Origin of the sequence: Mesorhizobium sp. M0207 (assembly GCF_040321995.1) — a bacterium.
Taxonomy (GTDB): domain Bacteria; phylum Pseudomonadota; class Alphaproteobacteria; order Rhizobiales; family Rhizobiaceae; genus Mesorhizobium.
Genome location: NZ_JAMYSQ010000037.1, coordinates 1 through 24,998, shown reverse-complemented (window position 1 = coordinate 24,998; position 24,998 = coordinate 1). Strand labels below are relative to the sequence as shown.

At 63.8% G+C, this 24,998-nt stretch carries 20 protein-coding genes; 6 read left to right on the top strand and 14 right to left on the bottom strand.

Going from position 1 to position 24,998, the window contains the following annotated elements:
- Nucleotides 1-33 precede the first annotated feature (33 nt).
- Nucleotides 34-1,071 (top strand): endonuclease/exonuclease/phosphatase family protein, encoded by a 1,038-nt coding sequence (locus NKJ15_RS30325; RefSeq protein ID WP_352616882.1) that lies wholly within the window; start codon nucleotides 34-36, stop codon nucleotides 1,069-1,071.
- Between the two features lie 30 nt (nucleotides 1,072-1,101).
- Here the strand turns inward: NKJ15_RS30325 and NKJ15_RS30320 are convergent, their stop codons facing one another.
- From NKJ15_RS30320 to NKJ15_RS30310, 3 genes are all read right to left on the bottom strand, one after another.
- Complete coding sequence (locus tag NKJ15_RS30320) at nucleotides 1,102-1,698, bottom strand: DUF922 domain-containing protein (RefSeq protein WP_352501795.1); 597 nt, start codon at nucleotides 1,696-1,698, stop codon at nucleotides 1,102-1,104.
- 111 nt (nucleotides 1,699-1,809) lie between these two features.
- Nucleotides 1,810-3,489, bottom strand: coding sequence for an electron transfer flavoprotein-ubiquinone oxidoreductase (locus tag NKJ15_RS30315; protein WP_352471023.1), 1,680 nt, complete (start codon nucleotides 3,487-3,489; stop codon nucleotides 1,810-1,812).
- A gap of 106 nt (nucleotides 3,490-3,595) precedes the next feature.
- Complete coding sequence (locus tag NKJ15_RS30310; RefSeq protein WP_198023574.1) at nucleotides 3,596-3,778, bottom strand: hypothetical protein; 183 nt, start codon at nucleotides 3,776-3,778, stop codon at nucleotides 3,596-3,598.
- Here NKJ15_RS30310 and NKJ15_RS30305 point away from each other — a divergent pair.
- From NKJ15_RS30305 to NKJ15_RS30295, 3 genes are all read left to right on the top strand, one after another.
- Complete coding sequence (locus NKJ15_RS30305) at nucleotides 3,729-4,373, top strand: hypothetical protein (RefSeq protein ID WP_023677808.1); 645 nt, start codon at nucleotides 3,729-3,731, stop codon at nucleotides 4,371-4,373. The two genes, NKJ15_RS30310 and NKJ15_RS30305, sit on opposite strands and share 50 nt — an antisense overlap.
- Before the next feature lie 37 nt (nucleotides 4,374-4,410).
- Nucleotides 4,411-5,292 carry a uracil-DNA glycosylase gene (locus tag NKJ15_RS30300; RefSeq protein ID WP_352501793.1) on the top strand — a complete coding sequence of 294 codons (882 nt, stop codon included), beginning with the start codon at nucleotides 4,411-4,413 and terminating at the stop codon, nucleotides 5,290-5,292.
- Nucleotides 5,293-5,397: 105 nt separating this feature from the next.
- A complete protein-coding gene (locus tag NKJ15_RS30295) occupies nucleotides 5,398-6,213 on the top strand; it encodes a helix-turn-helix domain-containing protein (protein WP_352819411.1) in 816 nt (271 codons plus the stop codon).
- Here NKJ15_RS30295 and NKJ15_RS30290 read toward each other — a convergent pair whose 3' ends face one another.
- Nucleotides 6,214-7,191, bottom strand: coding sequence for a DMT family transporter (locus NKJ15_RS30290; protein WP_502897762.1), 978 nt, complete (start codon nucleotides 7,189-7,191; stop codon nucleotides 6,214-6,216).
- On the bottom strand, nucleotides 7,188-7,412 hold the full coding sequence (locus NKJ15_RS30285) for a hypothetical protein (protein ID WP_352819420.1): 225 nt from the start codon (nucleotides 7,410-7,412) through the stop codon (nucleotides 7,188-7,190). Before NKJ15_RS30285 ends, NKJ15_RS30290 begins: the two co-directional genes overlap by 4 nt.
- A 154-nt stretch (nucleotides 7,413-7,566) precedes the next feature.
- Between NKJ15_RS30285 and pepN the strand changes: the two genes are divergently transcribed.
- A complete protein-coding gene (gene pepN / locus NKJ15_RS30280) occupies nucleotides 7,567-10,212 on the top strand; it encodes an aminopeptidase N (protein ID WP_352819410.1) in 2,646 nt (881 codons plus the stop codon).
- A 188-nt stretch (nucleotides 10,213-10,400) separates the two neighbouring features.
- Nucleotides 10,401-12,728: a PAS domain-containing sensor histidine kinase gene (locus NKJ15_RS30275; protein ID WP_352471019.1), complete on the top strand. Its 2,328-nt coding sequence runs from the start codon at nucleotides 10,401-10,403 to the stop codon at nucleotides 12,726-12,728.
- A gap of 50 nt (nucleotides 12,729-12,778) precedes the next feature.
- On the opposite strand, the gene NKJ15_RS30270 is transcribed toward NKJ15_RS30275, so the two are convergent.
- The 9 genes from NKJ15_RS30270 to ccmI form a co-directional block, all read right to left on the bottom strand.
- Nucleotides 12,779-13,258 carry an EF-hand domain-containing protein gene (locus tag NKJ15_RS30270; protein WP_352471018.1) on the bottom strand — a complete coding sequence of 160 codons (480 nt, stop codon included), beginning with the start codon at nucleotides 13,256-13,258 and terminating at the stop codon, nucleotides 12,779-12,781.
- A 145-nt stretch (nucleotides 13,259-13,403) separates the two neighbouring features.
- Entirely contained in the window at nucleotides 13,404-16,370 is a 2,967-nt protein-coding gene (locus NKJ15_RS30265; RefSeq protein ID WP_352819408.1) for a bifunctional [glutamine synthetase] adenylyltransferase/[glutamine synthetase]-adenylyl-L-tyrosine phosphorylase, read from the bottom strand.
- On the bottom strand, nucleotides 16,370-17,839 hold the full coding sequence (locus NKJ15_RS30260; protein ID WP_352819406.1) for a sensor histidine kinase: 1,470 nt from the start codon (nucleotides 17,837-17,839) through the stop codon (nucleotides 16,370-16,372). Before NKJ15_RS30260 ends, NKJ15_RS30265 begins: the two co-directional genes overlap by 1 nt.
- A 6-nt stretch (nucleotides 17,840-17,845) precedes the next feature.
- Entirely contained in the window at nucleotides 17,846-18,520 is a 675-nt protein-coding gene (locus NKJ15_RS30255) for a response regulator transcription factor (protein ID WP_254819962.1), read from the bottom strand.
- Nucleotides 18,521-18,919: 399 nt separating this feature from the next.
- Nucleotides 18,920-20,476: a Do family serine endopeptidase gene (locus tag NKJ15_RS30250; RefSeq protein WP_352616897.1), complete on the bottom strand. Its 1,557-nt coding sequence runs from the start codon at nucleotides 20,474-20,476 to the stop codon at nucleotides 18,920-18,922.
- Between the two features lie 116 nt (nucleotides 20,477-20,592).
- Nucleotides 20,593-21,057 carry a cytochrome c-type biogenesis protein gene (locus tag NKJ15_RS30245; protein ID WP_352616899.1) on the bottom strand — a complete coding sequence of 155 codons (465 nt, stop codon included), beginning with the start codon at nucleotides 21,055-21,057 and terminating at the stop codon, nucleotides 20,593-20,595.
- Entirely contained in the window at nucleotides 21,054-23,042 is a 1,989-nt protein-coding gene (locus NKJ15_RS30240; protein WP_352819404.1) for a heme lyase CcmF/NrfE family subunit, read from the bottom strand. Before NKJ15_RS30240 ends, NKJ15_RS30245 begins: the two co-directional genes overlap by 4 nt.
- Before the next feature lie 14 nt (nucleotides 23,043-23,056).
- A complete protein-coding gene (gene ccmE / locus NKJ15_RS30235) occupies nucleotides 23,057-23,500 on the bottom strand; it encodes a cytochrome c maturation protein CcmE (RefSeq protein ID WP_352471012.1) in 444 nt (147 codons plus the stop codon).
- A gap of 3 nt (nucleotides 23,501-23,503) precedes the next feature.
- Entirely contained in the window at nucleotides 23,504-24,640 is a 1,137-nt protein-coding gene (gene ccmI / locus NKJ15_RS30230; protein WP_352471011.1) for a c-type cytochrome biogenesis protein CcmI, read from the bottom strand.
- Between the last annotated feature and the right edge of the window lie 358 nt (nucleotides 24,641-24,998).

Below are 24,998 nucleotides of genomic sequence, written 5' to 3'. Positions count from 1 at the left end.
GATTGAGCCGCACTTCTGCCGATAGACAAAGCGATGGCACGTGTTCGGGACATGACGGTTGCGCTGGCATTCGTCGCAATGCTTGCACTCTCGGCCGCGCTGGTGGCCGGGTTCTTCGGATCGCTGCATCCGGCCCTCGATTCCTTTGCTCATTTCCGCGTCCATTTTTCGGTGCTGATGGCGCTTTGCGCGCTGCCGCTGCTCGCCACCTCGTTTCGCCTGCAGGCCGCGGTCGCATTGCTGTTTGCGATAGCCTCCTTTGCCACCACGCAGAATGCCTTGCCGCTTTCGCGGCTATGGCAGGTGCAGGCCGCCTACGAAGCCAAACTCGGTGACGAGCCAGTCTACCGCCTGCTGCAGATGAACCTCAGGTTCAACAATCCAACGCCTGAGAAGGTGCTGTCGCTGATCGGCCGGACCCAGCCTGATGTTATCACCCTCGACGAGGTGTCCGAAACGTGGAAGGCAAAGCTTGGGCTGCTATCCGGCGGCTATCCCTACCGGATCCTCTGCCCATATCCCAATGGCGTGTTCGGCGTTGCGCTGCTGTCCAGACGACCGTTTGGCATAGGCACGGAGCCGCACTGCGACAGCCGCGGCGCGATGGCGATCGCCACGGTCGATTTCGGCGGAACCGACGTCGATGTCGCCGCCATCCACCTCACCTGGCCATGGCCGCACAACCAATCACGGCAGATTGGAGGGTTGTCTGACGAAATCGCCTCGCTTGGCGAGACGTCGATCCTGGCAGGCGACTGCAACGCAGCGCCATGGAGCGCCGCCGTCCGGCGCGTCGCATCGCTTGGCAAGCTGACTGTAATGCCGTCGGTCGGGCCGACCTGGCTCTACAGAAGGCTGCCGGATTTCCTGCGCTTCGCCGGACTGCCGATCGACCAGGTCTTCAGCAAGGGCGCCATTGTTATCCATTCGGCGTCGACCCTTGAGGACACCGGCTCAGACCATCTGCCGGTGCTGGTGGAGTTTTCGCTTCGGTCGGATGAACAAAAGCCGCTCGACGAGCACCAGACGGCGACCGCGCTTGCGGCGCTGCCTGGCGGGACGCGAAGCTGAAAATCCGCAGTCCAATCTCGACCTGGCTTATTACTGGCCCACAAAAGCGCGGATGAGGTGCTCGACAGGGCCGCCGTCGCGATGCTCGTGCGCATCGAAGGCGATCTGCTTTGCCTCGTATTCGGCATAGATGGCATTGATCCGGCGCTTTGCCTCGCGACGTGCCTCGAAACAGTGCGGGTCATCACCGACTGTCAGCCCTCGAACCGACTTTTCGGTGGCCCGCATCATCTGTCTGGCGATGCGGCCATGGGTCTCTTCATGGGCGCGAACGCCAGCGAAGAACCGCTTCCAGCGCTTCTGCAGCGCAGGCGACGTGGCTGAGACTAGTTTGGGATAGGTATAGAAGAGATTGAGCGTCCCGTTGGCCTGGCGCAGGCGGCAGACGCCGTTTTCCCGTTGGGCGTCGAAGGTCCAATCATCGACGCTGTAGCCGGTCTGCGCGATGGCGTGGGTCATGAAGCCGTGCTTCGGCCCACTGCGATCCATGGCCTCGATCAGGGCCGCGCCGGTGGTTCCGGCAATGTTGTAAGTTCGTGTCTTGACCAGCACCTTAGTGCCGGCCAAGGCTGCAGGGGCGCACAATGCCCCGATCGCCACAACGCTCGTCAGAACTGCCAGGCGCATTTTTCCTTCCTCCCTGTCGCCGCAGAAAGGAAACACAGGCAGGCGGTTTATTCAACAATCCTACGGTTGCGCTGCTCCTCATCTTGTTTAGTCCGGAGCAAACCTTGTGACTTACATGTTCTGGTAGACCGGGCCCTCGCCGCCCTGTGGCGGCACCCAATTTATGTTCTGGTTCGGGTCCTTGATATCGCAAGTCTTGCAGTGCACGCAGTTCTGCGCGTTGATGACGAAGCGCACATCCTTGGCCGCAGGATCGGCGGCGGCATTGCCGTCCTTGTCGACCCATTCGTAGACGCTGGCCGGGCAGTAACGCGTCGAGGGTCCCGCATAGACGTCATGCTCAGAGCGCTTCTGCAGGTCCATGTCGGCGACGAGCAGATGCACCGGCTCGTTCTCCTCGTGGTTGGTGTTGGACAGGAACACCGACGACAGCCGGTCGAAGGTCAGCACCCCGTCCGGCTTCGGGTAGGCGATCTTCTGGTGCGCGGCGGCCGGTTCCAGCGTCGCATAGTCGGCCCTGCCGTGCTTCATCGTGCCGAAGGGCGAGAAGCCGAACAGCGTGTTCAGCCACATGTCGAGGCCGCCAAGGCCGACGCCGACAATGGTGCCGAAGCGCGACCATAGCGGCTTGACGTTGCGCACTTTCTTCAGGTCCTTGCCGATATCGGTGGCGCGCCAGGCGGCCTCGTAGGAGGCCAGCTCGTCATTGGTGCGGCCGGCGGCTATCGCATCACAGACATGCTCGGCCGCCAGCATTCCGGAGAGCACGGCATTGTGCGAGCCCTTGATGCGCGGCACGTTGACGAAGCCGGCTGCGCAGCCGATCAGCGCACCGCCAGGGAAGGACAGTTTCGGCACCGATTGCCAGCCGCCTTCGGTGATGGCGCGGGCACCATAGCCCAGCCGCTTGGCACCCTCGAAGGTGCCGCGGATCGCCGGATGGGTCTTGAAGCGCTGAAACTCGTCAAAGGGCGACAGATAGGGATTCTTGTAGTTCAGGTGAACGACGAAGCCGACTGCCACCTGGTTGTCCTCGAGATGGTAGAGGAAGGAGCCGCCGCCGGTCTTCAAATCGAGCGGCCAGCCGAAGGAATGCTGGACAAGGCCCGGCCGGTGGTTTTCCGGTTTGATCTGCCAGAGTTCCTTGAGGCCGATGCCGTATTTTCCGGGCTCACGACCGTCGGAAAGGTGGTATTTGGCGATCAGTTGCTTGGCCAGCGAGCCGCGCGCGCCCTCGCCGATCAAGACATATTTGCCCATCAGCGCCATGCCCGGCGCAAAGCCCGGACCGTGCGTGCCGTCCTTCTCGACGCCCATGTCGCCGGTGACGACGCCGGTGACCGCACCGGCCTCGTTGTAGAGCAGGCCGACCGCGGCAAAGCCCGGATAGATCTCGACGCCCAGCGCCTCGGCCTTGGTCGCCAGCCAGCGGCAGACATTGCCGAGCGAGACGATATAATTGCCGTGATTGTTCATCAGCGGCGGCATCAGGATATTGGGCAGACGGAACGAACCGGCGGGGCCGAGAACCAGGAAATGGTCGTCGGTGACCGGTGTCCTGAAGGGATGACCCTCCTCTTCGCGCCAGCCGGGCAGCAGCCGGTCGATGCCGATCGGATCGACGACGGCGCCGGACAGGATGTGCGCGCCGACTTCGCCGCCCTTTTCCAGCACGACGACGGAAAGCTCGGGATTGACCTGCTTGAGACGGATCGCGGCGGCGAGGCCGGCCGGGCCGGCGCCGACGATGACCACGTCGAATTCCATGCTTTCGCGTTCGATATCGCTCATCGATCCCTCACTGGCTCGCTATTCCCGGCATCTTGCTGGCTCACGCGCTGCATAGCGCATCAAATAGCGACGGGAAACCGGCGCGGACGTGACAATACCGATTTCATCAAAAAGTCGCGTCCTGCCGCACAGATTCGCGGTGACGAGCATCAATCTTCAATCCTATTCCGTTTGCACAGATATGTCGCACTGATGTTTTTAATTGTTCGACGGCTTGCTTATCGGCCATACTTCCCGCCATGCGCATATTCGGGCCGGCTGGCTTTTCATCGACGCGCTTTTTTTTCACGCCCGGCCGGTTTTGCCGTGCGGCGCTCTTGGCGCTTCTGCCACTGACGGCCCTCGATGCCCGTGCCGAGCAGCAACTGGTCTGGGCGACCGGCGCCTATTCCTTTTCCGACGAGCGCGGCGGTTTCCGCATCACCGGGGCTTCCGGCATCGGCACGAAAGAGGATCCGCTGGTCATCACCGAAGAGCTGAATTCAGCGACGCCGGTAACGCTGGCCATTCGCACGACAAGGCCGATCCAGCCGTTCGGCAAGGCGGGAGACTTCGCCAATGGTCTGATGTATATGCGCATCGACGTGCTCAACAATAGCGGCCAAGCCTGGGTCGAGTTCCAGTTCGAACTCCAGGAGATCCTCGACCAGCCGAGCGTGTTCGGCGACGGCCTGTCGTTCGACCAGCGCAACAAAACGCCCGAAAATATCTGGTCGAGCAGCTACGCCGATTTCGACCGCAATTTCGAACCGTATGACCGCCTGCTGTTCAAGAACGGCAAGATCGACCCGCTGAAGACCGCCAGCTTCTATTTCCTGATCACCGACTACACGCCGCGCTGGACGTTCTATCTGGTGCAGGATCCGCGCATACCGTCGAGCTGAACTTGCAAATTCAAGCTCCGCGGCCGAATGTGAAACCATGACTGCCGCCCCCCACACTAGCCGAGCCGATCTCGCCGAGCTGCTGGCCTTCTACGCCAGCGCCGGCGTCGACGAGGCACTTGAAGAACAGCCGGTAAACAGGTTTGCAGAAGCCAGGCCGCCGGAGCGGGTGCCTGCGGCGGCCGCTCTGCCGGCCGGTGAAAATGCATCGCCTCATCGCTCGACGAGCGTGTCGCGCGGCGAAATGGGCGAGAGACCGAATACGGCACCGGCAGTGCGAACGTCCCCGGCCATGTCAACGGTGCCCGACGAGGCGCAGGCGGCATTGGCGCGGCAACTGGCGAGATCGGCGGCAAACCTCGACGAGCTTCGCCAGCACATGGCGGCATTCGACGGCTGCAATCTTAAATTCACCGCCAAGAACCTGGTGTTCGCCGACGGCAATCCGACTGCCGCGGTGATGCTGGTCGGCGAAGCGCCGGGCCGCGACGAGGACATAGAGGGCTTGCCGTTCGTCGGCCGCTCGGGCCGGCTGCTCGACCGCATGCTGGCCGCGATCGGTCTTGACCGGACATCTGCCTACATCGCCAACGTGATTCCCTGGCGGCCGCCGGGCAACCGCACGCCGACGCCGCACGAGACCGAGATCTGCCGGCCGTTCATCGAGCGGCAGATCGAACTGGTCAATCCGAAGGTGCTGGTCAATCTCGGCGGCCCGTCGGCAAAGACCCTGCTCAACACCTCCGAAGGCATATTGCGGCTGCGCGGCAACTGGCGCGTCCACACGACCCCGTCTGGCGTCGCCATTCCCGCCATGCCGACCCTGCATCCGGCCTATTTGTTGAGAACGCCTGCGCACAAGAAGCTGGCGTGGCGGGATTTCCTCGAAGTGAAGGCGAAGTTGCGGGCACTTGGGTAACGGTGCAGAACGCGTCTTCCGTCCTCCCCTTGCGAGGAAGGAAGGGCGGCATCATGATCTCGCAGGTAATTGAAATGCGCCCACTGCCGGCCTAGTCATCTCGTTATGACAGCAGCCCAGATTTCCGCCGGCAGTCTCATTCGCGAATGGCGTACACGCCGGCGCATCAGCCAGCTCGACCTCGCCATGGAGGCCGAGATCTCGCAGCGGCATCTGAGTTTCGTTGAAAGCGGCCGCGCCGCACCCTCGCGTGACATGGTGCTGCATCTGGCGGAGCAGCTTTCGATCCCGCTCAGGCAGCGCAACCAGCTGCTGCTGGCCGCCGGCTTTGCCCCGAGCTTCAGTGAACGACCACTTGACGATGCCTCGATGGCACCGGCGATGGCGGCGGTCGAGACCGTGCTCAAGGCGCACGAGCCGTTCCCGGCGCTTGCCGTCGACCGGCATTGGAACCTGGTGTCGGCGAACGCCGCCATCGGCCCGTTCCTCGCCAATGTCGCCGACGCCTCCCTGCTGAAGCCGCCGGTCAACGTTTTGCGCCTCAGCCTGCATCCCGGCGGCATCGCGCCGCGCATCGTCAACCTTGCGGAATGGCGGACGCATCTTCTGGAGCGGCTGAAGCGGCAGAACGACGCTGCCGCCGATCCGGTTCTGGTCGAGCTCGAGCGCGAGCTTCGGGCCTATCCGTCCGGCCTTAAAAGCAGCCGGCCGGCGCCGGTCGAACCGAACGCGATTGTCCATCCGCTCAAGCTTGCCCATGGCGACGCGGTGCTGTCGTTCATCAGCACCATCACCGTGTTCGGCACGCCGCTCGACGTGACGCTGGCGGAGCTGGCGATCGAATCTTTTTTCCCCGCCGACGAGCAGACGCGGGCGGTGCTGATGCGGCTGGCGAAAGAGCGGACCGACGCAGCGGGCTGATCACCCTTCCGGCGCGACGGCCTTGCGGGTGCGGGTGCGTTCGAGACCCAGCTGGCGCTCGCGCCAGATGATGAAAATCCCCGCCGCAACCACGATCATGCCGCCGACCAGCATGTTGATCGTGGCGATATCGCCAAAGACCAGATAGCCGACGACGACGCCGAGGATCATCGAAGTGTATTCGAAAGGTGCTACGACGGAAGCCTCGGCATGGCGATAGGCCGAGGTCATCAGAATCTGGCCAAGCCCGCCGCAAAAACCCGCGGCAATCAGAAGCCCCGCCTGTGCTGGCGTCAGCGCCTGCCAGCCGAATGGCAGCGAAAGCAGCGCCATGACGCTCGCGGTTACCGAAAACCACAGCACGATGGTCGCCGTCCGCTCGCTCTGGACGAGGTTGCGAACCAGGAGCATGGCGATGGCCGAGATCGCCGCGGCTATCAGGGCGGCGATGACGCCAAGCACCTCCTGATCGCCAAGGGCAGCGCCCGAACTGAGCAGCGTCAGTTCCGGCCACGAGATGATCAGCACCCCGACCAGGCCGACGGCAACCGCACTCCAGCGATAGATGCGGATGGCTTCGCCGAGGAAGATCGAACTGAACACCACGACCAGCAGCGGCTGCGCGTAGTTCAGTGTGATCGCCTCCGGCAGCGGCAGCCGCGTCAGCGCGAAGAAGCCGAGCCCCATGGCACAGACACCGACGACGCCGCGCGCAATGTGGTTGAGCGGGCGCTTTGTCGAAAAGGCGGTTCCGAGTTTTCCCTGGAAGGCGAGGAAGGCGATGATCGGAAAAATGGCAAAGAAGGAGCGGAAGAAGACGATCTGGCCCGCCGGGACGGTGCCTGCCGCCTTGATGCAGGACGACATGCCGACGAAGACCGCCACCGATACGATCTTGAGCAAGATTCCGGTCAGCGTGCTGTGCTCGCCGGCAAGGTCGCCAACTGCAAGCACTGGCAAATCCGGTCTGGCTGTCACGCCCCTCTTGCTTCCTCGATCGCCGCCCAGATGCACGCCGGCGTTGCCGGCATGTCGATATGCCTGATGCCGTAGGTGCGGTAGTGCGCGTCGGTCACCGCATTGAGCGCGGCAGGCGTCGACCCGATCGTACCCGCCTCCCGCGCGCCCTTGATGAAGGCCACATCCTCGCGACACAACACAGAGGCGCTCGTTCCGAATTTCGGCGTGACGACGGTCATGGAAGCCTCGCGATGATGCTTGGGAAATGATCGCCTGAAATAGACGTCGCTGCAGTTTTGTCGAGGGAGCGTTTCGTGTAAAGAGCGCAGACTTCAAATTATTTGGACCAGCGGACCCGCCCGCCGCACCCGGATCGACAGGAAAAATCAAGGAATGCGCACAGATACCGGCCAGGTCTTCAAGCTCGAAGACTATCGCCCCAGTGATTATCTCATTCCGGAAACCAGCCTGACTTTCCGCCTTTCGCCTGAAGCAACGCATGTGACCGCCGTGCTGACGGTCGAACGCCGCGACGGGATTGCGGCGTCGGTGCCACTGGTGCTGGATGGCGACGGGCTGACGCTCCGCGGCATCGCCATCGACGGCCAGGAGCCGAGCCCTGCGGATTTTCTCGTCACGCCCGATCAACTGACAATCATCAGCCCCCCTGCGACAAGGCGCTTCCAGCTGAGAATTGAAACCGTGTTGGCGCCGGCGCAGAACGAAGCGCTGATGGGCCTCTATCGCTCGAGCGACGTCTATTGCACGCAATGCGAGGCCGAAGGCTTTCGCCGCATCACTTATTTCCTCGACCGTCCCGACATCCTGTCGGTCTATACGGTGCGTATCGAAGCTGAGCGCAATGAGGCGCCGCTGCTTTTGTCCAACGGCAACCCGGCCGGCAGCGGCGAGCTTGCCGGCGGCTGGCACTATGCGGTCTGGCACGACCCCTTCCCCAAGCCGTCCTATTTGTTTGCGCTGGTGGCGGGCGACCTCGGCAAGATCTCGGACAGTTTTGTCACCCTGTCTTGCCGCAGGGTCGAGCTCGGAATCTATGTCGAACCGGGCAAGGAGAGGCTCGCCGGCTACGCCATGGACGCTTTGAAAAGGTCGATGAAATGGGACGAGGAGGCATTCGGCCGCGAATACGACCTCGATGTCTTCAACATCGTCGCCGTGTCCGACTTCAATATGGGCGCAATGGAGAACAAGGGTCTCAACATCTTCAACGACAAATATGTGCTGGCCGACCAGGAAACCGCGACCGACGCCGATTTCGCCAATATCGAGGCCATCATTGCCCATGAGTATTTCCACAATTGGACAGGTAACAGAATCACTTGCCGCGACTGGTTCCAGCTTTGCCTGAAGGAAGGCCTGACGGTTTTCCGCGACCACGAATTCTCCGCCGATCAGCGCTCGCGCGCCGTCAAGCGCATCGCCGAGGTTCGTACGCTGCGCGCCCATCAGTTTCCCGAGGACCAAGGGCCGCTGGCGCATCCGGTCCGGCCTCGCCGCTACCGCGAGATCAACAATTTCTACACGGCGACGGTCTACGAAAAAGGCTCGGAAGTCGTGCGCATGATCCATACCATCCTCGGCGCCGAGACGTTCCGCGCCGGCATGGACCTCTACTTCGAACGTCACGACGGCCAGGCGGCGACGATCGAAGACTTCATCAAAGTGTTCGAAGACGTCTCGGGTCGCGACCTGTCGCAGTTTTCGCTGTGGTATCATCAGGCCGGTACGCCGAACCTGACCGTCAGTTCGGCGTATAATCCGGCAGCGCGGGAATTCACGCTCGAAATCGAGCAGTCGGTGCCGCCAACGCCGTCGGAAAGCCGCAAGCGGCTGATGCACATTCCGCTTGCCTTCGGCCTGGTTGGCGCCGGTGGCGAGGCGATAGCCCACAGCGGCGCCGAAGGGGCGAACGTCGAGGACGGTGTCATCCATATCCGCAAACGCCGCCATGTCGTCAGGTTTTCCGGGATTGCCGAGCGTCCAGCCATGTCGCTCAACCGCGGCTTTTCGGCGCCGGTGACACTTTCGGTCGAGCAGCGGCCCGACGACCAGTTTTTTCTGGCTGGCCACGACAGCGACGCCTTCTCGCGCTGGCAGTCGTTCAACTCGCTTTTGACCGATGCGCTGATTGCAGCCTTCCGCCAGATCCTGGACCACAAGCAACCCGAGTTCAGCGCCCGGCTGACCGGGCTTGCCGGCAAAATAGCCGGCGACGAAGCGCTCGAACCCGCCTATCGGGCACTGGCGCTGGCGCTGCCCGGCGAGGCCGATATCGCCCGCGACATCGGCAAGAACATCGACCCCGACGCCATTTTCGCGGCGCGCGAGGCGCTGGCGGTTGCAATCGCCGAGGCCAACCGCGAGATATTCTCCAAATTTTACGATCGGCTTGCCGACACTGGTCCGTTCAGCCCGGACGCGGCCAGTGCCGGGCGGCGGGCGCTGCGCAATGTCCTGCTGGACTATCTCTCCTTGCTGCCGGGAGGTGCGGAACTCGCTGCCGGGCACTTCCAATCGGCGACCAACATGACCGACCGGGCCGCGGCGTTGACCGTGCTTGCGCACCGTCACCATGGCTCACCGGAGGCGACCAAGGCGCTGGCGGATTTCGAGGCGAAATATGCAACCGATCCGCTGGTCATGGACAAATGGTTCCAGATCCAGGCCAGCGTGCCCGGCCCGCAAACCGTCGACGCGGTGCGCGCCTTGACAGGCCACCCTGCGTTCTCGATGGCCAACCCGAACCGGGTACGGGCACTCATCGGCACGTTTTCCAGCGCCAACCAGACCGGCTTCCATCGCACCGACGGCCAAGGCTACCGGCTTTTCGTCGAAACGGTGCTGCAGGTCGAAAAACGCAACCCGCAGGTGGCCGCCAGGCTGGCGACGGCGCTCAGGTCGTGGCGCTCGCTCGAACCGGTGCGGCAGGCCAAGGCAAGGGAGGCGTTGCTTTCGATCGCCAATACCGAGAAGCTGTCGGCCGATTTGCGAGACATCGTCGAGCGCACCCTGGCGTAAGCGACCTCCGTTGTCCCCTTGTGGGAAAAAGGGAAGACCCCCCGAAAACCCAGTTATTTTAGTCGATTTTTAATCTTTTTTCGCCGCGCCTCTGGACAAGGCGAATCACCTTTGATTCTTTAGTGACGATTCGGAAGTGCGGCGTTGCCGGATCGTCAAGCGGGACAGAAAATCGGGGAGTGCCATTTATGGCGAAGGCGGACGCGTGGGGCGCGCCCGGTGGGACGGCTTTTGGGCGGCGCGAGGCGCGAAGCGACGGTCTCGCGGGCAATACGCGGCTCATCGCCGAACCTGCCTACCGACGGCTGCTGGCAGCCGAGCCGCTGTTGCGGCGATCGATACCGGCCCTCATTATCATGTTTCTGTTGATCATCGCAGTACTGCGCTTTCTGTCACTGATGAACGAGCGCGACGAGATCGAGCGCGACGCCAAGGCGATCCTTGCGCTGGCCGCCGGCCAACTGGCCAGTTCGATCGCTGCCGATGCGACCATGGGTTCCACGCCCGGCGCGATCCAGGACCTGCTGGAGAGCACCGGTCGTCAGGGCGCGATGGGCCGAAGCCACGTACTGGCGATCACCGATAGCGCCTTCAAGATCATTGCCGTATCGCCGCAGTCGATGCACTGGGAGGGCCGGTCGCTCGATGGCGTCGTACAGGGCGGGCAGCCGCTGTTCATGTTCGGCGACCGCGCCGGGGTGATGGAGGTCAGCATCGGCGGACAGGACTGGTACGCGGCAGTGAGCCTGGCGAACGGCCGAAAGGGTGCCGCGGCAGCGTTCGTGCCGCGGGAGGCAGTTTTTGACGCCTGGCGCAAGACGGTCTCACTCAACGTCACGCTGTTCGTGCTGACGGCCGGTGTGCTGATCATCATCCTCTACGCCTATTTCGGCCAGGCGGCGCGCGCCCAGGCCGCCGATCGCATCTATCTCGAAGCCCACCAGCGCATCGACATGGCGCTGGTGCGCGGCCGCTGCGGCCTGTGGGATTGGGACATGGTGCGCGGCAAGATGTACTGGTCGCGCTCGATGTACGACATGCTGGGCTACGAGCCTTGTGACACGATGCTGTCGTTCGGCGAAGTCGATGAAATCATTCATCCCGAGGACGGCGATTTGTTCGAACTCGCCAACAGGATCGTCGCACGCGAGATCGACCATATCGACCAGGTGTTCCGGATGCGCCATGCCGACGGGCAATGGGTTTGGATGCGCGCAAGAGCACACGTTATCGACCCGGAAGCGCCGGAGATCCAGCTGATCGGCATCGCCGTCGACGTCACCGAGCAGCGGCATCTGGCGCTGCGCTCCGAAGCGGCGGACCTGCGCCTGAGGACGGCCATCGAAAACATCAACGAATCTTTCGTGCTGTGGGATTCGTCCGAGCGCCTGATCATGTGCAATTCCAAATACCAGCAGGACAACGGCCTGTTGGATCGCGACGTGATGCCGGGCGCTCCGCGCGCCGTTCTGGAGGAACGCATGCTGGCCTTCGCCTCGGAGCGGCGGCTTGCCAACACCAACGGACCGCAGGGAGGCGTGACCTTCGAGCGCCAGCTTGCCGACGGCCGCTGGTTGCAGGTGAACGAGTTGCGGACAAGGGACGGCGGTACCGTCTCTGTCGGCTCCGACATCACCCAGATCAAGCTGCACCAGGAGAAGCTGGTCGACAGCGAGCGCCGGCTGATGGCGACAATCCATGACCTCAGCCTTGCCCGCCGCGCGGAAGAAGAACGGGCGCGTGAGCTCGTCGAACTCAATCGCAAATACATGAAGGAAACCGAGCGCGCCGAAGCGGCAAACCGGGCCAAATCCGAATTCCTGGCCAACATGTCGCACGAGTTGCGCACCCCGCTCAACGCGATCATCGGCTTCTCGGAACTGATGGAGCGGCGGCTGTTCGGGCCGCTGGGCTCGCCGCGCTACGAAGAGTATGCCACCGACATCAACGGCAGCGGCAAATATCTTCTCGGTGTGATCAATGACATCCTCGACATGTCGAAGATCGAGGCCGGCCAGTTCGCCTTGGATCAGGAAGAAATCGATCTCTGCCCGCTCATCAGGGAGACGGTTCGCGTCGTTTCTCTGCAGGCGGCGGAAAAGTCGATCACCGTCGAAACCCGCATCGCCGATTCGCTGACGCTGTTCGCCGACCGCAGGGCGATCAAGCAGATCCTCATCAACCTTCTGTCCAATGCGGTGAAGTTCACCGGGCAAGGCGGCCACATCTCGGTCAGAGCCCGCAGCATTTCCAGCGCGCTGATCCTGACGATCGAGGACAATGGCTGCGGCATCCCGAAGGCGGCGCTGAGCAAGCTCGGGCGGCCATTCGAACAGGTGCAAAACCAGTTCTCCAAGAGCCATGCCGGCTCCGGCCTCGGCCTCGCCATCTCGCGCTCGCTGGCCGAACTTCAGGGTGGCGCCTTGAAGATCCGCTCGACCGAAGGCACCGGCACGATCGTCTCGGTACGCATCCCGATCAAGAAAGCCGCGCAGGCGGTCAAGGCCGCCGCCTGAATGACAAAATAAGTCTCCGGCGGCTCGCACCGCCGGAGCGTTATCACTTCTCACTGCATGCCGTCAGTGCCATCATTGCCCTCGCCGTCCCATTGGCGGTGACCGCCGGGACCCTTCGGCAGTTCGTTCTTCTCGATTTTCCCGTCATTGTCACGGTCGAGCATGGCGAAGACCTTCTTCTGGCGGCTGGTGATGTCATCGGCGGTCAGCGTGCCGTTGCCCTTGGTGTCGTAACGGGCGATGATGCGCCTGGCCATCTGCTCGAAGCGTGCTTTCTCGAGCGCGTCGGCGAGCTGTGCCACGGTCAGCTTGCCGCCATTGTCGGCGACCATCTTCTTCAGCCGCGCGTTCATGGCGTCGGAGAACTGGTCGAAGGTGATGGTGCCGTCATTGTCCTTCATGACCTTGCCGAGGCGCATCATCATGCCGTCGCGCGGCCCGGCCACGGAGTGCTCGTCTGCATAGGCAGCGGTGCCGACGGCGCCGGCCAGGGCTGCGAAAACGAGTGCAAGTCTGGTTGTCTTTCTCATGGTCTTCTCCTGTTGCATCGTCACCCCCGATGCTAGAGCGGCGGACCTTCAATCCCCCGCTCTATCTCTTTGATTGAACATCGGAACCTCCCAAAGCAGGTCGCAATTTTGGGCCCGATGCTCTCGCCCGTACGGCTGGTTGCCGTCACGGTTGTTTCGCACGAAGCAGAAGGTCGAAATCCTTTCTGACCTTCTGCGACGTCTCCTTGAGGTGCGCTTCAAGCACCCCGAAATCCGGCAGGTCGGTGACCGCAAGAAGCAGATCGGAAAGCCCTGGCGGAACGTCGTCGCGTTCGAACGCGCCGGTGAGGCAAAGCCGTATCATCTGGGTCAGCGCCAGATAGAGCGAATAGGCATCCACCAGTTCCTGCCTGACCCGGGGCTTGGCGAAATCCGGCGCCAGGCGCGACAGGACCTCAGCCGTGCCGGTGGCCCTGCGGCCTGCCTCGATCTTTCCGGTGATCAGCGCAACCTGGGCAATGAATTCGAGATCGATGAGGCCGCCCGGGATCAGCTTGATGTCCCAGGGATCGCGCGGCGGCTTCTCCTTGTCGACCATGGCGCGCATCTCGGATGCCTCGGCCATCACCTTGGCTGGATCGCGCGGCAGAGCGAGTACTGCGGCAACGTCCCCTTCGATCTCGCGGCAGAGCTCGGCATCGCCGCCGATCGTGCGGGCCCGCGCCAGCGCCATGTGCTCCCATGTCCAGGCGTCCTGGCGCTGATACTTCTTGAAGGCGTCGACATGAGTGGCCACCGGCCCCTTGTTGCCGGACGGCCGCAGGCGAAGGTCGAGCTCGTAGAGCACGCCCTCGGCGGTCGGCGCGGAAACGGCGGCGATCAGCCGCTGTGTCAGCCGGCTGTAGTAATGCGACGGGGCAAGCGGCTTGTCGCCGTCGGACTCCTCCGCATCGGCGTCGTGATCGTAGAGCAGGATGAGGTCGACGTCGGAGCCCGCCGTCAGTTCGCGGCTGCCGAGCTTGCCCATGCCGAGCAGGGCGACCCGGCCGCCGGCAATATAGCCATGACGCAAAGCGAATTCCGCCATCACCGCCTGCAATGCCGCCTCGATGGTCAGGTCGGCGAGATCGGAAAAAGCGCGGCCGGCGCGCGGCGGGTCGATCGACCCGGCAAGCAGCCTGACGCCGATCAGGAATTTTTGCTCCGAAGCAAAGATGCGCAGCCGGTCGAGCACGTCTTCATAGGCTCTGTCGCCTTCGAGGAAGGCGGCAAGGCGCGCCGACAGATAGGCGCGGTTTGGCAGTTCGCTCAGCAGCGCCGGATCGAGCAGCCCATCGAAGACATGCGGCCGGCGCGTGATGATGGCGGCCAGCCGCGGTGCCGCGCCCATGATAGTCGCCATCAGCTTCAGCAAAGCCGGATTCGACTGCAGCAGCGAAAACAGCTGGATGCCGGCAGGCAGGCCGGCAAGGAATTCGTCGAAGCGGATCACTGCCTCGTCCGCCCGCCGCGTCTGGCCGAAGGCTTGCAGCAGCGCCGGCGTCAGTTCGGTCAGCCGCTCGCGCGCCTCCGCCGACCGGGTGACGCGGTAGCGGCCGAAGTGCCAGCCGCGGATAACCCGGCAGATGTCGCTCGGCCGCTGGAAGCCGAGCCGCTGCAAGGTCTGCAAGGTATCGGGATCGTCGACGTCCCCGGTAAAGACCAGATTGCCGATGCCGGCCGAAAGCTCCGGCGCGGTTTCGAACAGCGCTGCGTAGTGGCGCTCGACCTGGTGCAGCGCCGCGCGGAACGTTTCGGCAAAGCCTGCTGCATCGGCAAAGCCCAGCATGCGGGCGACGCGCTCCAGCCCCTCTTCGTCCTCCGGCAGGATATGCGTCTGCTGGTCGGCAATCATCTGGATGGCATGTTCGACGCGGCGCAGGAACCAGTATTGCCTGGTGAGCGCATCGCGCGCGTCGGCGGTGATCCAGCCGCGCGCGGCGAGCTCGCCGAGCATCGGCACGGTCTCGCGGCCGCGCAGTTCGGGAAAGCGGCCGCCAGCGATAAGCTGCTGGGTCTGGACGAAGAACTCGATCTCGCGGATGCCGCCGCGACCGAGCTTGACATTGTGGCCTTTGACCGCGACCTCGCCATGGCCTTTGTGGGCATGGATCTGGCGCTTGATCGAATGGACGTCGGCAATCGCCGCATAGTCCATGTATTTGCGCCAGATATAGGGCTGGAGTTCCTTCAGGAACGCGGCGCCGGCGGCAAGATCGCCAGCCACCGGGCGGGCCTTGATCATGGCGGCGCGCTCCCAGTTCTGGCCGCGCGCCTCATAGTAGCGCAGCGCCGCCTCGACCGGGATCGCCAGCGGCGTCGAGCCGGGGTCGGGACGAAGCCTGAGATCGGTGCGGAAGACGTAACCGTGCTCGGTGCGGTCCTGGAGGATACGAACAAGCCGGCGGGTCAGGCGCGAAAACAGCTCTGTGGCATCGAGCGGATCGACGACGGCAGGCGCATCGGGGTCGAAGAAGACGACGAGGTCGATGTCGGAGGAGAAGTTCAGCTCATGCGCGCCGAGCTTGCCCATGCCAAGCAGAATCCAGCCCGAGCGTCGCGCCGGATTTTTGGCATCCGGCAATCGGAGCTTGCCTTGCTCATGCGCGTCGCGGAGCAGGAAATCGACAGCCGCACGCGTGCAGGCGTCGGCAAGGTCGCTCAGTCGCCGCACCGTCAGCGAGGTCTCGGCCTCGCCGGCGAGATCGGCCAAGGCGATCAGGAAATGCGCCTCCGCCTTACATTGGCGCAGCTCCATCATCAGGCTGCTTTCGGAGACGGCCTCTACGCGTGCTGCCGTGTCGACCGCGGCGCCGATCGATGACAGCCGCGCCTCGACGCTCCCGTCGAAAAGCGCATCGAGTATCCGTGGCCGGCGGCGCGCGGTATCGCGCAGGAACGGCGACAGGTCGAACACGGCGGCGAGGAAATCCTGGACGACCCCCTTGCCGGCGAGAGATTTCGCCAGTCGCGGCAGTTCCTTTTGCCGCGCGGCGTCGGCGATCTCCGACAATTCCTGCCTGGCGCGGCTTGCATCCAGTGGAACGAGCTCTACCGCCGGCTTCAACAGCCAGTCCGTTTCGAGGCGTCGCACTGCTATCCTTGCAACCATCAGCGATCGTCCCGCCCGGGAAAACTCATGACGACCGACAATCCGGGATTGCCGGGCAGAAGCTCAAGCCGTCCATTGTGGAATGTCATGATCGCCTTGGCGAGACTCAAGCCAAGGCCGGATCCCGGCTGCGAGCGGCTCTTTTCCAGCCGCACGAAACGCTCGGTCACCCTGGCGCGGTCAACATCGTCGGGAATGCCCTGGCCGTTGTCGGAGACGGCGAGTCTGATCTCGCTACCGACACGCTCCAGCGTCACGCGAACCGTAGGCCTGGAGGTCGAGTCGGTCGAATATTTGATCGCGTTGTCGACGATGTTGGACAGCGCCTGGCCAATCAGCTCGCGATTGCCGTTGACGGCGAAGGAACCTTGCACCGAAGTTTCGAGCGTCACGCCCGCCTCCTCCGCTACCGGCTCGTAGAGTTCGACGACGTCGTGCACGGCAGCGGCCAGATCAACCCTGGTGGTGCTTTCCGAGGAATAGCCGGCTTCCAGTCGCGAGATCATCAGGATGGCGTTGAAGGTCTTTATCAGCTGATCGGATTCGGCGATCGTTCCTTCCAGCGCCTGCCGGTAGTCGCTGGTGTTGTGCTTGCCGGAAAGCGTCGCCTCGGCGCGATTGCGCAGCCTGGTGAGCGGCGTTTTCAGGTCGTGGGCGATGTTGTCGGAGACCTGCTTCAGGCCCTCGTTCAGCGTGGCGATCCTGGCCAGCATGGAATTGAGGTTTTCCGACAGCCGGTCGAACTCGTCGCCGGCGCCGGTGACCGGCAGCCGGCCGGAAAGATCGCCGCCCATGATGCGGCGGCTCGCCTCCGACACGCTGTCGATGCGCTTCAGCGCCGCGCGCCCGACAAAAAACCAGATCAGCAGCCCGCCGACGCCCATCATGCCGAGCGCCAGCATCAGAGCGCGGCGAATGACGGCGCGGAAGCGCTCCGGCTCGCCGAGGTCGCGGCCGACCAGCATGATCATCTGGTTGGGCAGGCGCAGCACCAGGGCAATGGCGTTATGGCCCTTCTCGCCTTCGGCCTGTACTTCGCTCTGGGCGGGCTCGTTCGGGTCGGAGACCGGGTTGCGCTGCCGCTCGAGCTCGCCCTCGCCGAAGCGGCGGTAGGAGAACGGCTCGGTAGTCCAGCCCTCGGCCTCGATCACGCCCGGCTCCAGACTCTGCACGTTGCCGGTCAGGATCTGGCCGTTGGCATCGGCGATCAGATAGAGATTGGCGCCGGGCTGGCGGGAGCGCTGCTCGACGACGCGGACCAGCAGCGGGAGGCCGCCGCGCTGATAGGCGCGGGCGAGGCCGAGCACCTCGTCGTTGATCGTGTCCTGGGTCTGGCCGGTCAGCATGCGCGCCGACAGCGAGGTCATGTAGAACACGAGCAGCACCGCGCAGATGGCGAACAGCAGGAGGTAGAGCGCCGAAAGCCGCGCTGCCGTCGTCTTCATGATGGCCGGCACGGAAAGAGCCATGGGGTTCTAGCCGCTTTTCAGCATATAGCCGGCGCCGCGAACCGTGTGCAGGATCGGCTTGTCGAAGCCCTTCTCGATCTTGCCCCGCAGCCGCGAGATATGAACGTCGATGACATTGGTCTGCGGATCGAAATGGTAGTCCCAGACATTCTCGAGCAGCATGGTCCGCGTCACCACCTGGCCGGCATGGCGCATCAGATATTCGAGCAGGCGGAACTCGCGCGGCTGCAGCGTTATCTCGCGCCCGGCGCGGCGCACCGAGTGCGACAGCCGGTCGAGTTCGAGATCACCGACCCGGTAGACGGTTTCGGCTTCCCTGGCGCTGGCGCGGCGGTTCAGCACCTCGACGCGGGCGAGCAGTTCCGAAAACGCGTAGGGTTTGGTCAGATAGTCGTCGCCGCCGGCGCGCAGACCGGTGACCCGGTCGTCGACTTCGCCGAGCGCCGACAGGATCAGCACGGGCGTCGTATTGCCCCGGGACCTGAGCCCGGCAATGACGGACAGGCCATCGCGGCGCGGCATCATGCGATCAACGACCATGACGTCATAGTCGCCGGAATCGGCGAGCGCGAAGCCGGTTTCGCCGTCGCCGGCGACATGGGCGGTATGGCCGGCCTCGGCGAACGCCTTCTGCAGGTAGTCGGCTGCCTCGCGATCGTCTTCTATGACGAGAATCTTCATAGAACCGTTATACGCGATTTCGCTGGAAGATTGAGTGGCCGGCATATGCATCGTGGCCTTCTCCATGGCGTATCGCGAACAAAGTGATTCAGGGATACGCGGTAAGTCTTTGTTTTAGCATGTCGTAGCCTAAAACCGCTTCACGCCTTGAGCGGCATGTTCGAGCGGCAGCGGGCGATGGGAAGCCCGCTGCCGCTGGGGCGGAACACGATGACTGACGAACGTATTCAGGCCCCGTGCTTTCCCGTGCGGCGGCTCGGGGGTGTTGAAAACCGCCGCACCGGAAAAGTCGACCACTAGAGCGCCGCGCGTCCTCTTGGACGCGCAAAGGGCGCTCTAGCACCTTGAATCGGCGCATGAGCCTTTCCGAAAACGGAATACGTGTTCGGGGTCATGCGCTCAGCCCTTGGCGACAGGCAGTGCGACGAAGCGGTTGCTGTCGTCGCGGGTGATCTGCATCAGCACCGCCTTGCGGCCGGACTTCACCGCGTCGGCCATCGCCTTGTCGACGTCGCCGGCGCCGTTCACTTCCGCCGAATTGACGGAGGTGATGACGTCGCCGGGCTGGATACCGCGATCGGCGGCATCGCTGTCGGGTTCGACATCGGTCACCACAAGGCCCTTGCCATTGTCAGACTTGGTGACGGTCAGGCCGAGATCGGCGAGCGTGTCGGTCTTCGGCGCTGGGGCAGGCTGCTGGTCGGCCGAGGCCTGCTTGTCGCTCGACGGCAGCTTGCCGAGATCGACCTTGACCGCCTCGCTCTTGCCGTTGCGCCACACCGTGACATCGACAGATTTGCCGGGCGGGTAAGCGCCGATCAGGCGGGCGAGTTCCTTCGGCGAAGCAACGTCCTTGCCGTCCACCTGGGTGATCACGTCACCGGCGGTGATGCCGGCCTTCTTGCCGGGACCGTTGTCCTGCGCGCTGGCAACGAGCGCGCCCTTGCCGGACCCAAGGCCAAGCGACTCGGCGATTTCGGGCGTGACCGGCTGGATTTCGACACCGAGCCAGCCGCGCTGGACTGTACCGTTCTTCATCAGATCCTGCACGACCTGCTTGGCGGTCGAAGCGGGAATGTCGAAGGCAATGCCGACGCTGCCGCCCGACGGCGAGAAGATCGCGGTGTTGATGCCGACAACCTGGCCGTTGAGGTTGAAGGTCGGGCCACCCGAATTGCCGCGGTTCACCGAGGCGTCGATCTGGATGAAGTCGTCATAGGGACCGGCGCCGATGTCGCGGCCGCGGGCCGAAACGATGCCTGCGGTAACCGTGCCGCCGAGGCCGAACGGATTGCCGACAGCCACCACCCAGTCGCCGACGCGAACCTTGGAATCATCGGCGAAGTCGACATAGGTGAACTTGTTGCCGTCATCGACCTTGAGCACCGCAAGATCGGTGCGCGGATCGGTGCCGATCAGCTTGGCGTCGAGTTCCTTGCCGTCATTGGTCACCACGGTGAAGGCGGTGCCCTCCTCGACGACATGGTTGTTGGTGACGAGATAGCCGTCATCGGAGATGAAGAAACCGGACCCTTGCGCCACCGGCCGTGGCTGGTCGTTGTTGCGGTCACGGTGTCCAAAACGGCGCATTCCGTTCGGGCCCTGATCGCCGCCTTGATCGCCAAAGCCGCGGAATTCGCGGAAGAACCGGCGCAGCTGCGGGTTGTCGGGAAGATTGCCTAGACCGTCCTCGTCGTCCATCTGGCCGGAACCGTCATCGGCCGTCGACTGGATCTTGGCCTTGACGCGCACGCTGACAACCGCCGGCGAAACGCGCTCGACCACATCGGCGAAGCTTGGGACCTGCGGTGCCTCGACACGCACGGCGTCGGCCAGCACCGGGGCTGTCCCGGTGGCAACAGCACCAAAGCCGATCGCGCCGGCAATGGCCAGGGATGCGGCTGCGGCCAAAAGGCGTTTGCGGGTGCGTAGATATGAATTGGGGGCAACATTCATGGTTATCGTATCCTCTTTTCAAGGGACGCCCCTTGATTGGCATCCTCGACAAAGGAAATAGAGGGCCGCACATTACGGCGCCATTTCCGGTACATGAAACTTTCGTAATGTATCGATCAATCGCGGCGGAGCATCTTGTCCAGCGCCGCCTGTTCCTCGGCAGTTAATGCAGCGGTCACCGTCGAACGGCGCGAGCGGGCGGCCAGCAGGATGAATGTCCCGCCAACGAGCAGCAGAAGAACTGGCGTCCCCCAGAGCAAAACATTGCGCAGATTGAAGCGTGGCTTCAGCAGCACGAATTCGCCGTAGCGCGAAACGACATAGTCCATCACCTGCCGGTCGGTATCGCCGGCGACCAGGCGCTGGCGCACAAGGACGCGCAGGTCGCGGGCGAGGTCGGCATCGGACTCGTCGATCGACTGGTTCTGGCAGACCATGCAGCGCAGGCCTTCCGACAATGCGCGCGCCCTCGCCTCGAGTGCCGGGTCGGCCAGCACCTCGTCCGGCTTGACGGCCTGCGCGGCGCCGGCGAACAACAGCGCCAGCAGCAGGACCAGCGAGGCCAGCGTGGCCCTTTTCATTGCAGGCTCGCCGATGGCACGCCGGCCGCAGCCTTGCGGCGCGACGGTGCGCCGACGCGCAGGCGGCGGTCGAGCAGCGACATCGCCGCGCCCGCCATCATCACCAGTCCGCCGCCCCAGATCAGCGTCACCAGCGGCTTCCACCACAGACGAACGACCACAGAGCCATCGCTGCCCTCGTCGCCAAGCGAAAGATAGAGCTGGCTGAAGCCGATCGTCCTGATGCCGGATTCGGTCGTGGTCATCTGGCGCACCGGATATGAGCGCTTGGCCGAGGTGATCTCGCCTGCGACGCTGCCGTCGGCGCCAAGCAGGGTGAAGCGGCCGCGATCCTCACTGTAGTTAGGCCCCTGGGCCGGGTAGAGCCCCTCGAAGCGCAGCTTGTGGCCGGACAGTTCGACGGTCTCGCCGGCATGCATCGACAGGATTTTTTCGGTCCCGAAGCAAAGCGTGCCGACAATGCCGAGCGTTGTCAGCCCGAGGCCGAGATGCGCAAGCGCTGTGCCGAAGACCGAGCGCGGCAGGCCGGCGAAGCGCCTGAGCATGGTGGCGGGCGCGACGGTGCCGAAGCCGGATTTGACGGCGAGATCGGTGAGCGCGCCGCAGATCAGCCAGAAGGCAAGGCCGACACCGAGTGCCGCCAACACCGAAGCGCCATCGATGAACAGGGCCGTCACCAGCACCGCGAGCAGCGCCGCCGCGAAAGCCGCCATCAGGCGCTGGGCGACCGCGAAAATGTCGCCGCGCTTCCAGGCGAGTAGCGGCCCGAACGGCACGACGACCAAGAGCGGCACCATCAGCGGGCCGAATGTCAGGTTGAAGAACGGCGCGCCGACCGAAATCTTGTCGGCAGATAGGGCTTCGACGACGAGCGGGTAGAGCGTGCCGACCAGCACGGTGGCGGTGGCGGTGGTCAGGAACAGATTGTTCAGGACCAGCGCGCCTTCGCGCGAGATCGGGTGAAACAGGCCGCCGGCCGTCAGCAGGGAGGCGCGCAAGGCAAACAGCGCCAGCGAGCCGCCGATGAACAGCGTCAGGATGCAGAGAATGAACACGCCACGCGTCGGATCGGTGGCGAATGCGTGCACCGAGGTCAGCACGCCGGAACGCACCAGGAAGGTGCCGAGCAGCGACAGCGAGAAGGTCAGGATCGCCAGAAGCAGCGTCCAGATCTTCAGCGCCGAGCGCTTTTCCATGACGATCGCCGAATGCAGCAGCGCCGTGCCCGCCAGCCACGGCATGAAGGATGCGTTCTCGACCGGATCCCAGAACCAGAAGCCGCCCCAGCCGAGCTCGTAATAGGCCCAGTAGGAGCCCATGGCGATGCCGCCGGTGAGGAACATCCAGGCAACCAATGTCCACGGCCTTACCCAGCGCGCCCACGAAGCGTCAATGCGGCCCTCGATGAGGGCAGCGACAGAGAAGGAAAAGCAGATCGAGAAACCGACATAGCCGAGATAAAGCAGCGGCGGATGGATGGCGAGGCCGAGGTCCTGCAGGATCGGGTTGAGATCGCGGCCCTCGATAGGCGCCGGATTGAGCCTGACGAACGGGTTCGACGTCGTCAGGATGAACAGGAAGAAAGTGGCGCCGATCGCTCCCTGCACGGCAAGCACATTGGCCCGGAGCGTCGCCGGAAGATTGCCGCCGAAGACGGCGACGAGCGCGCCGAAGAAGGTCAGGATCAGCACCCAGAGCAGCATCGAACCTTCGTGATTGCCCCAGGTTCCGGTGATCTTGTAGATCAGCGGCTGCAGCGAATGCGAGTTCTCCCAGACGCTCTCAACCGAGAAGTCGGAGCCGGCGTAGGCGGTTGCCAGCGCCACGAAAGACAGCGCCGTCAAGGCAAAGCCGGTCAGCGCGGCCGGTGCGCCGACGGCCATCATCTTGTGGTTGCCGGTGCGCGCACCGAACAGCGGCACCATCGTCTGCACCAGGGCCAGCGCAAACGCCAGGACCAGGGCGAAATGTCCGGTTTCAACCATTGTCACCGCACCCGCTAGTCACTCTTGCTCTCCTGCCATACGCCCTTGGCCTTGAGGCCGTCGGCCACTTCCTTGGGCATATAGGTCTCGTCATGCTTGGCCAGCACGCTGTCGGCGACAAAGATTCCGTCAGGGCCAAACGAGCCTTCGGTGATCACGCCCTGTCCTTCCCGGAAGAGGTCGGGAAGAATGCCGGTATAGGTGACCTTGACGTCCTTCTGGTTGTCGGTCACCGAAAAGGCGACGGTGGCGCCTTGGCCACGCTCGACCGTGCCTTTTTCGACAAGACCGCCGAGCCTTATGCGCTGGCCCGGCTGAAGGCTGGCGGTGGCCAGATCGGCCGGCATGTAGAAATAGGAGGCCTTCTGGCCAAGCGCATAGAAGGTCAGCCCCGTGGCAACACCGAGAAACCCCAGCCCCGCTGCGATCACCGACAGTCGTTTCTGCTTGCGCGTCATCGTCTACTCCGTCGCCGTCACGCCAAGCGAGGCGGCAAAGGCGGTGAATTTCCTGGCCTGGTCACTGTCCGCGCCAAAGACGGCGATACCGCGATTGAGCGCGTCACGCGCCTGATCTGTCTTGCCCAGCACGGCATAGGAACGAACGAGCTGCATCCACCCTTCCTCGTCGCGCGGATTTTGCCGAAGCCTTTCGTCGAGGCCGGCAACCATGGTGCTGATCATGGCTTGCCGGTCCTGCGGCGACATCGAGGAGGCAGCATCGATATCCTCGGCGCTCGGCCCTTTCGCGGGCGCCTCAGAAGCGACGCTGCGGGCGGCGGATTCGGCCAGCGCCTGCTCGACGGCGCCGCGCCACGGCGAGCCCTGCGGCAAGGCGGCAAGCATCTTTTGCCAGGCCGCCGTGGCTTCAGCTATGCGGCCTTCCTGTGCCATGCCCATGGCGAGATAGAACGAGGCCTTCGGATTGGCCGGATCGAGCTTCAACGCCGCCTCGAAAGCCGCCTGCGCTTCGGCGGAGACAATGCCGCCGGCCGCATTGGCGATCGCCTCGCCAAGACCCGCCTGGCGGGCGGCGCTGTCGCCGTCGAGGCGGATGGCGTTGCGATAGGCGGTCACCGCATCGGCGTATCGCTGCATGCGCAGATAGACCGGCGCCAGCACGTCCCAGCCGCGGCCATCGGATGGGTTGGCCGCCAGATGCGCCTCGGCGCGGGCTATCAGCTCGTCGACCGAGCTGTCGGCGGGGTTCTTGGCCAGGCGTTCGCTGAGCGGCTGCGACGGCAGGTCGGGTGAGCCGAGCTGGCCATAGAGGCCCCAGCTGACCAGCGGAACCAGCAGCACGGCCGCCGTCGCCACCAGCCTTGTCGACCGCGACGGCTGCGTCGCCGTCTCGTCGGCGTGGCCGGCATTGCTCAGGCGAAGGATGCGGCGGGCGATTTCGGCGCGTGCCTCTTCGGCCTCCATTGGCCGGATCAGGCCACGCGCCATATCGCGGTCAAGCTCGGCCAGCTGGTCGCGATAGACTTCAAGGTCGTGATCGCCGGCAGCGGACGCGTTCTTCGATCCGCCGGCCAACGGCAGCAGCACCGCCAAGCTTGCGCCCAGCGTCAGGAGTGCGGCTATGACCCAAAACAGCATGGCTCTTCCAATAGAACGAGACCCTTGCCCTGCCAACACAAGCGTGCTGCGACGCTTTGGCGGGGCCGCTCCGATCGATAATGCATGTCGCGCAAAAGTGTGCAGCGGTTTTGCGATAACGACCATGCATCAAAACAAGAACCTATAGCGCGTCGCATGACGACGGTCGAACGCGACGCGCTTTAGTGCCGGATCGGTATCGGCGGATCGACGGCCGGGCGTCTTTGTTGCGCAATTCCGGACGGAAAACCGTTTCACACTTTTCCTGGAATTGCTTGTCTTATGACTTTCGCTGCCGAATGGGTCAGAAAGGAACGCTGAGAGAGGGTAGCCGCCCTCCCTCAGCGGCGAGGGTCGG

Excerpts from the sequence above, each read along its gene's own strand:
- NKJ15_RS30325 (WP_352616882.1), top strand. The coding sequence starts at position 34 with ATGGCACGTGTTCGGGACATGACGGTTGCGCTGGCATTCGTCGCAATG.
- NKJ15_RS30320 (WP_352501795.1), bottom strand. The coding sequence starts at position 1,698 with ATGCGCCTGGCAGTTCTGACGAGCGTTGTGGCGATCGGGGCATTGTGC.
- NKJ15_RS30315 (WP_352471023.1), bottom strand. The coding sequence starts at position 3,489 with ATGAGCGATATCGAACGCGAAAGCATGGAATTCGACGTGGTCATCGTC.
- NKJ15_RS30305 (WP_023677808.1), top strand. The coding sequence starts at position 3,729 with ATGCGCATATTCGGGCCGGCTGGCTTTTCATCGACGCGCTTTTTTTTC.
- NKJ15_RS30300 (WP_352501793.1), top strand. The coding sequence starts at position 4,411 with ATGACTGCCGCCCCCCACACTAGCCGAGCCGATCTCGCCGAGCTGCTG.
- NKJ15_RS30295 (WP_352819411.1), top strand. The coding sequence starts at position 5,398 with ATGACAGCAGCCCAGATTTCCGCCGGCAGTCTCATTCGCGAATGGCGT.
- NKJ15_RS30285 (WP_352819420.1), bottom strand. The coding sequence starts at position 7,412 with ATGACCGTCGTCACGCCGAAATTCGGAACGAGCGCCTCTGTGTTGTGT.
- pepN (WP_352819410.1), top strand. The coding sequence starts at position 7,567 with ATGCGCACAGATACCGGCCAGGTCTTCAAGCTCGAAGACTATCGCCCC.
- NKJ15_RS30275 (WP_352471019.1), top strand. The coding sequence starts at position 10,401 with ATGGCGAAGGCGGACGCGTGGGGCGCGCCCGGTGGGACGGCTTTTGGG.
- NKJ15_RS30270 (WP_352471018.1), bottom strand. The coding sequence starts at position 13,258 with ATGAGAAAGACAACCAGACTTGCACTCGTTTTCGCAGCCCTGGCCGGC.
- NKJ15_RS30265 (WP_352819408.1), bottom strand. The coding sequence starts at position 16,370 with ATGGTTGCAAGGATAGCAGTGCGACGCCTCGAAACGGACTGGCTGTTG.
- NKJ15_RS30260 (WP_352819406.1), bottom strand. The coding sequence starts at position 17,839 with ATGGCTCTTTCCGTGCCGGCCATCATGAAGACGACGGCAGCGCGGCTT.
- NKJ15_RS30255 (WP_254819962.1), bottom strand. The coding sequence starts at position 18,520 with ATGAAGATTCTCGTCATAGAAGACGATCGCGAGGCAGCCGACTACCTG.
- NKJ15_RS30250 (WP_352616897.1), bottom strand. The coding sequence starts at position 20,476 with ATGAATGTTGCCCCCAATTCATATCTACGCACCCGCAAACGCCTTTTG.
- NKJ15_RS30245 (WP_352616899.1), bottom strand. The coding sequence starts at position 21,057 with ATGAAAAGGGCCACGCTGGCCTCGCTGGTCCTGCTGCTGGCGCTGTTG.
- NKJ15_RS30240 (WP_352819404.1), bottom strand. The coding sequence starts at position 23,042 with ATGGTTGAAACCGGACATTTCGCCCTGGTCCTGGCGTTTGCGCTGGCC.
- ccmE (WP_352471012.1), bottom strand. The coding sequence starts at position 23,500 with ATGACGCGCAAGCAGAAACGACTGTCGGTGATCGCAGCGGGGCTGGGG.
- ccmI (WP_352471011.1), bottom strand. The coding sequence starts at position 24,640 with ATGCTGTTTTGGGTCATAGCCGCACTCCTGACGCTGGGCGCAAGCTTG.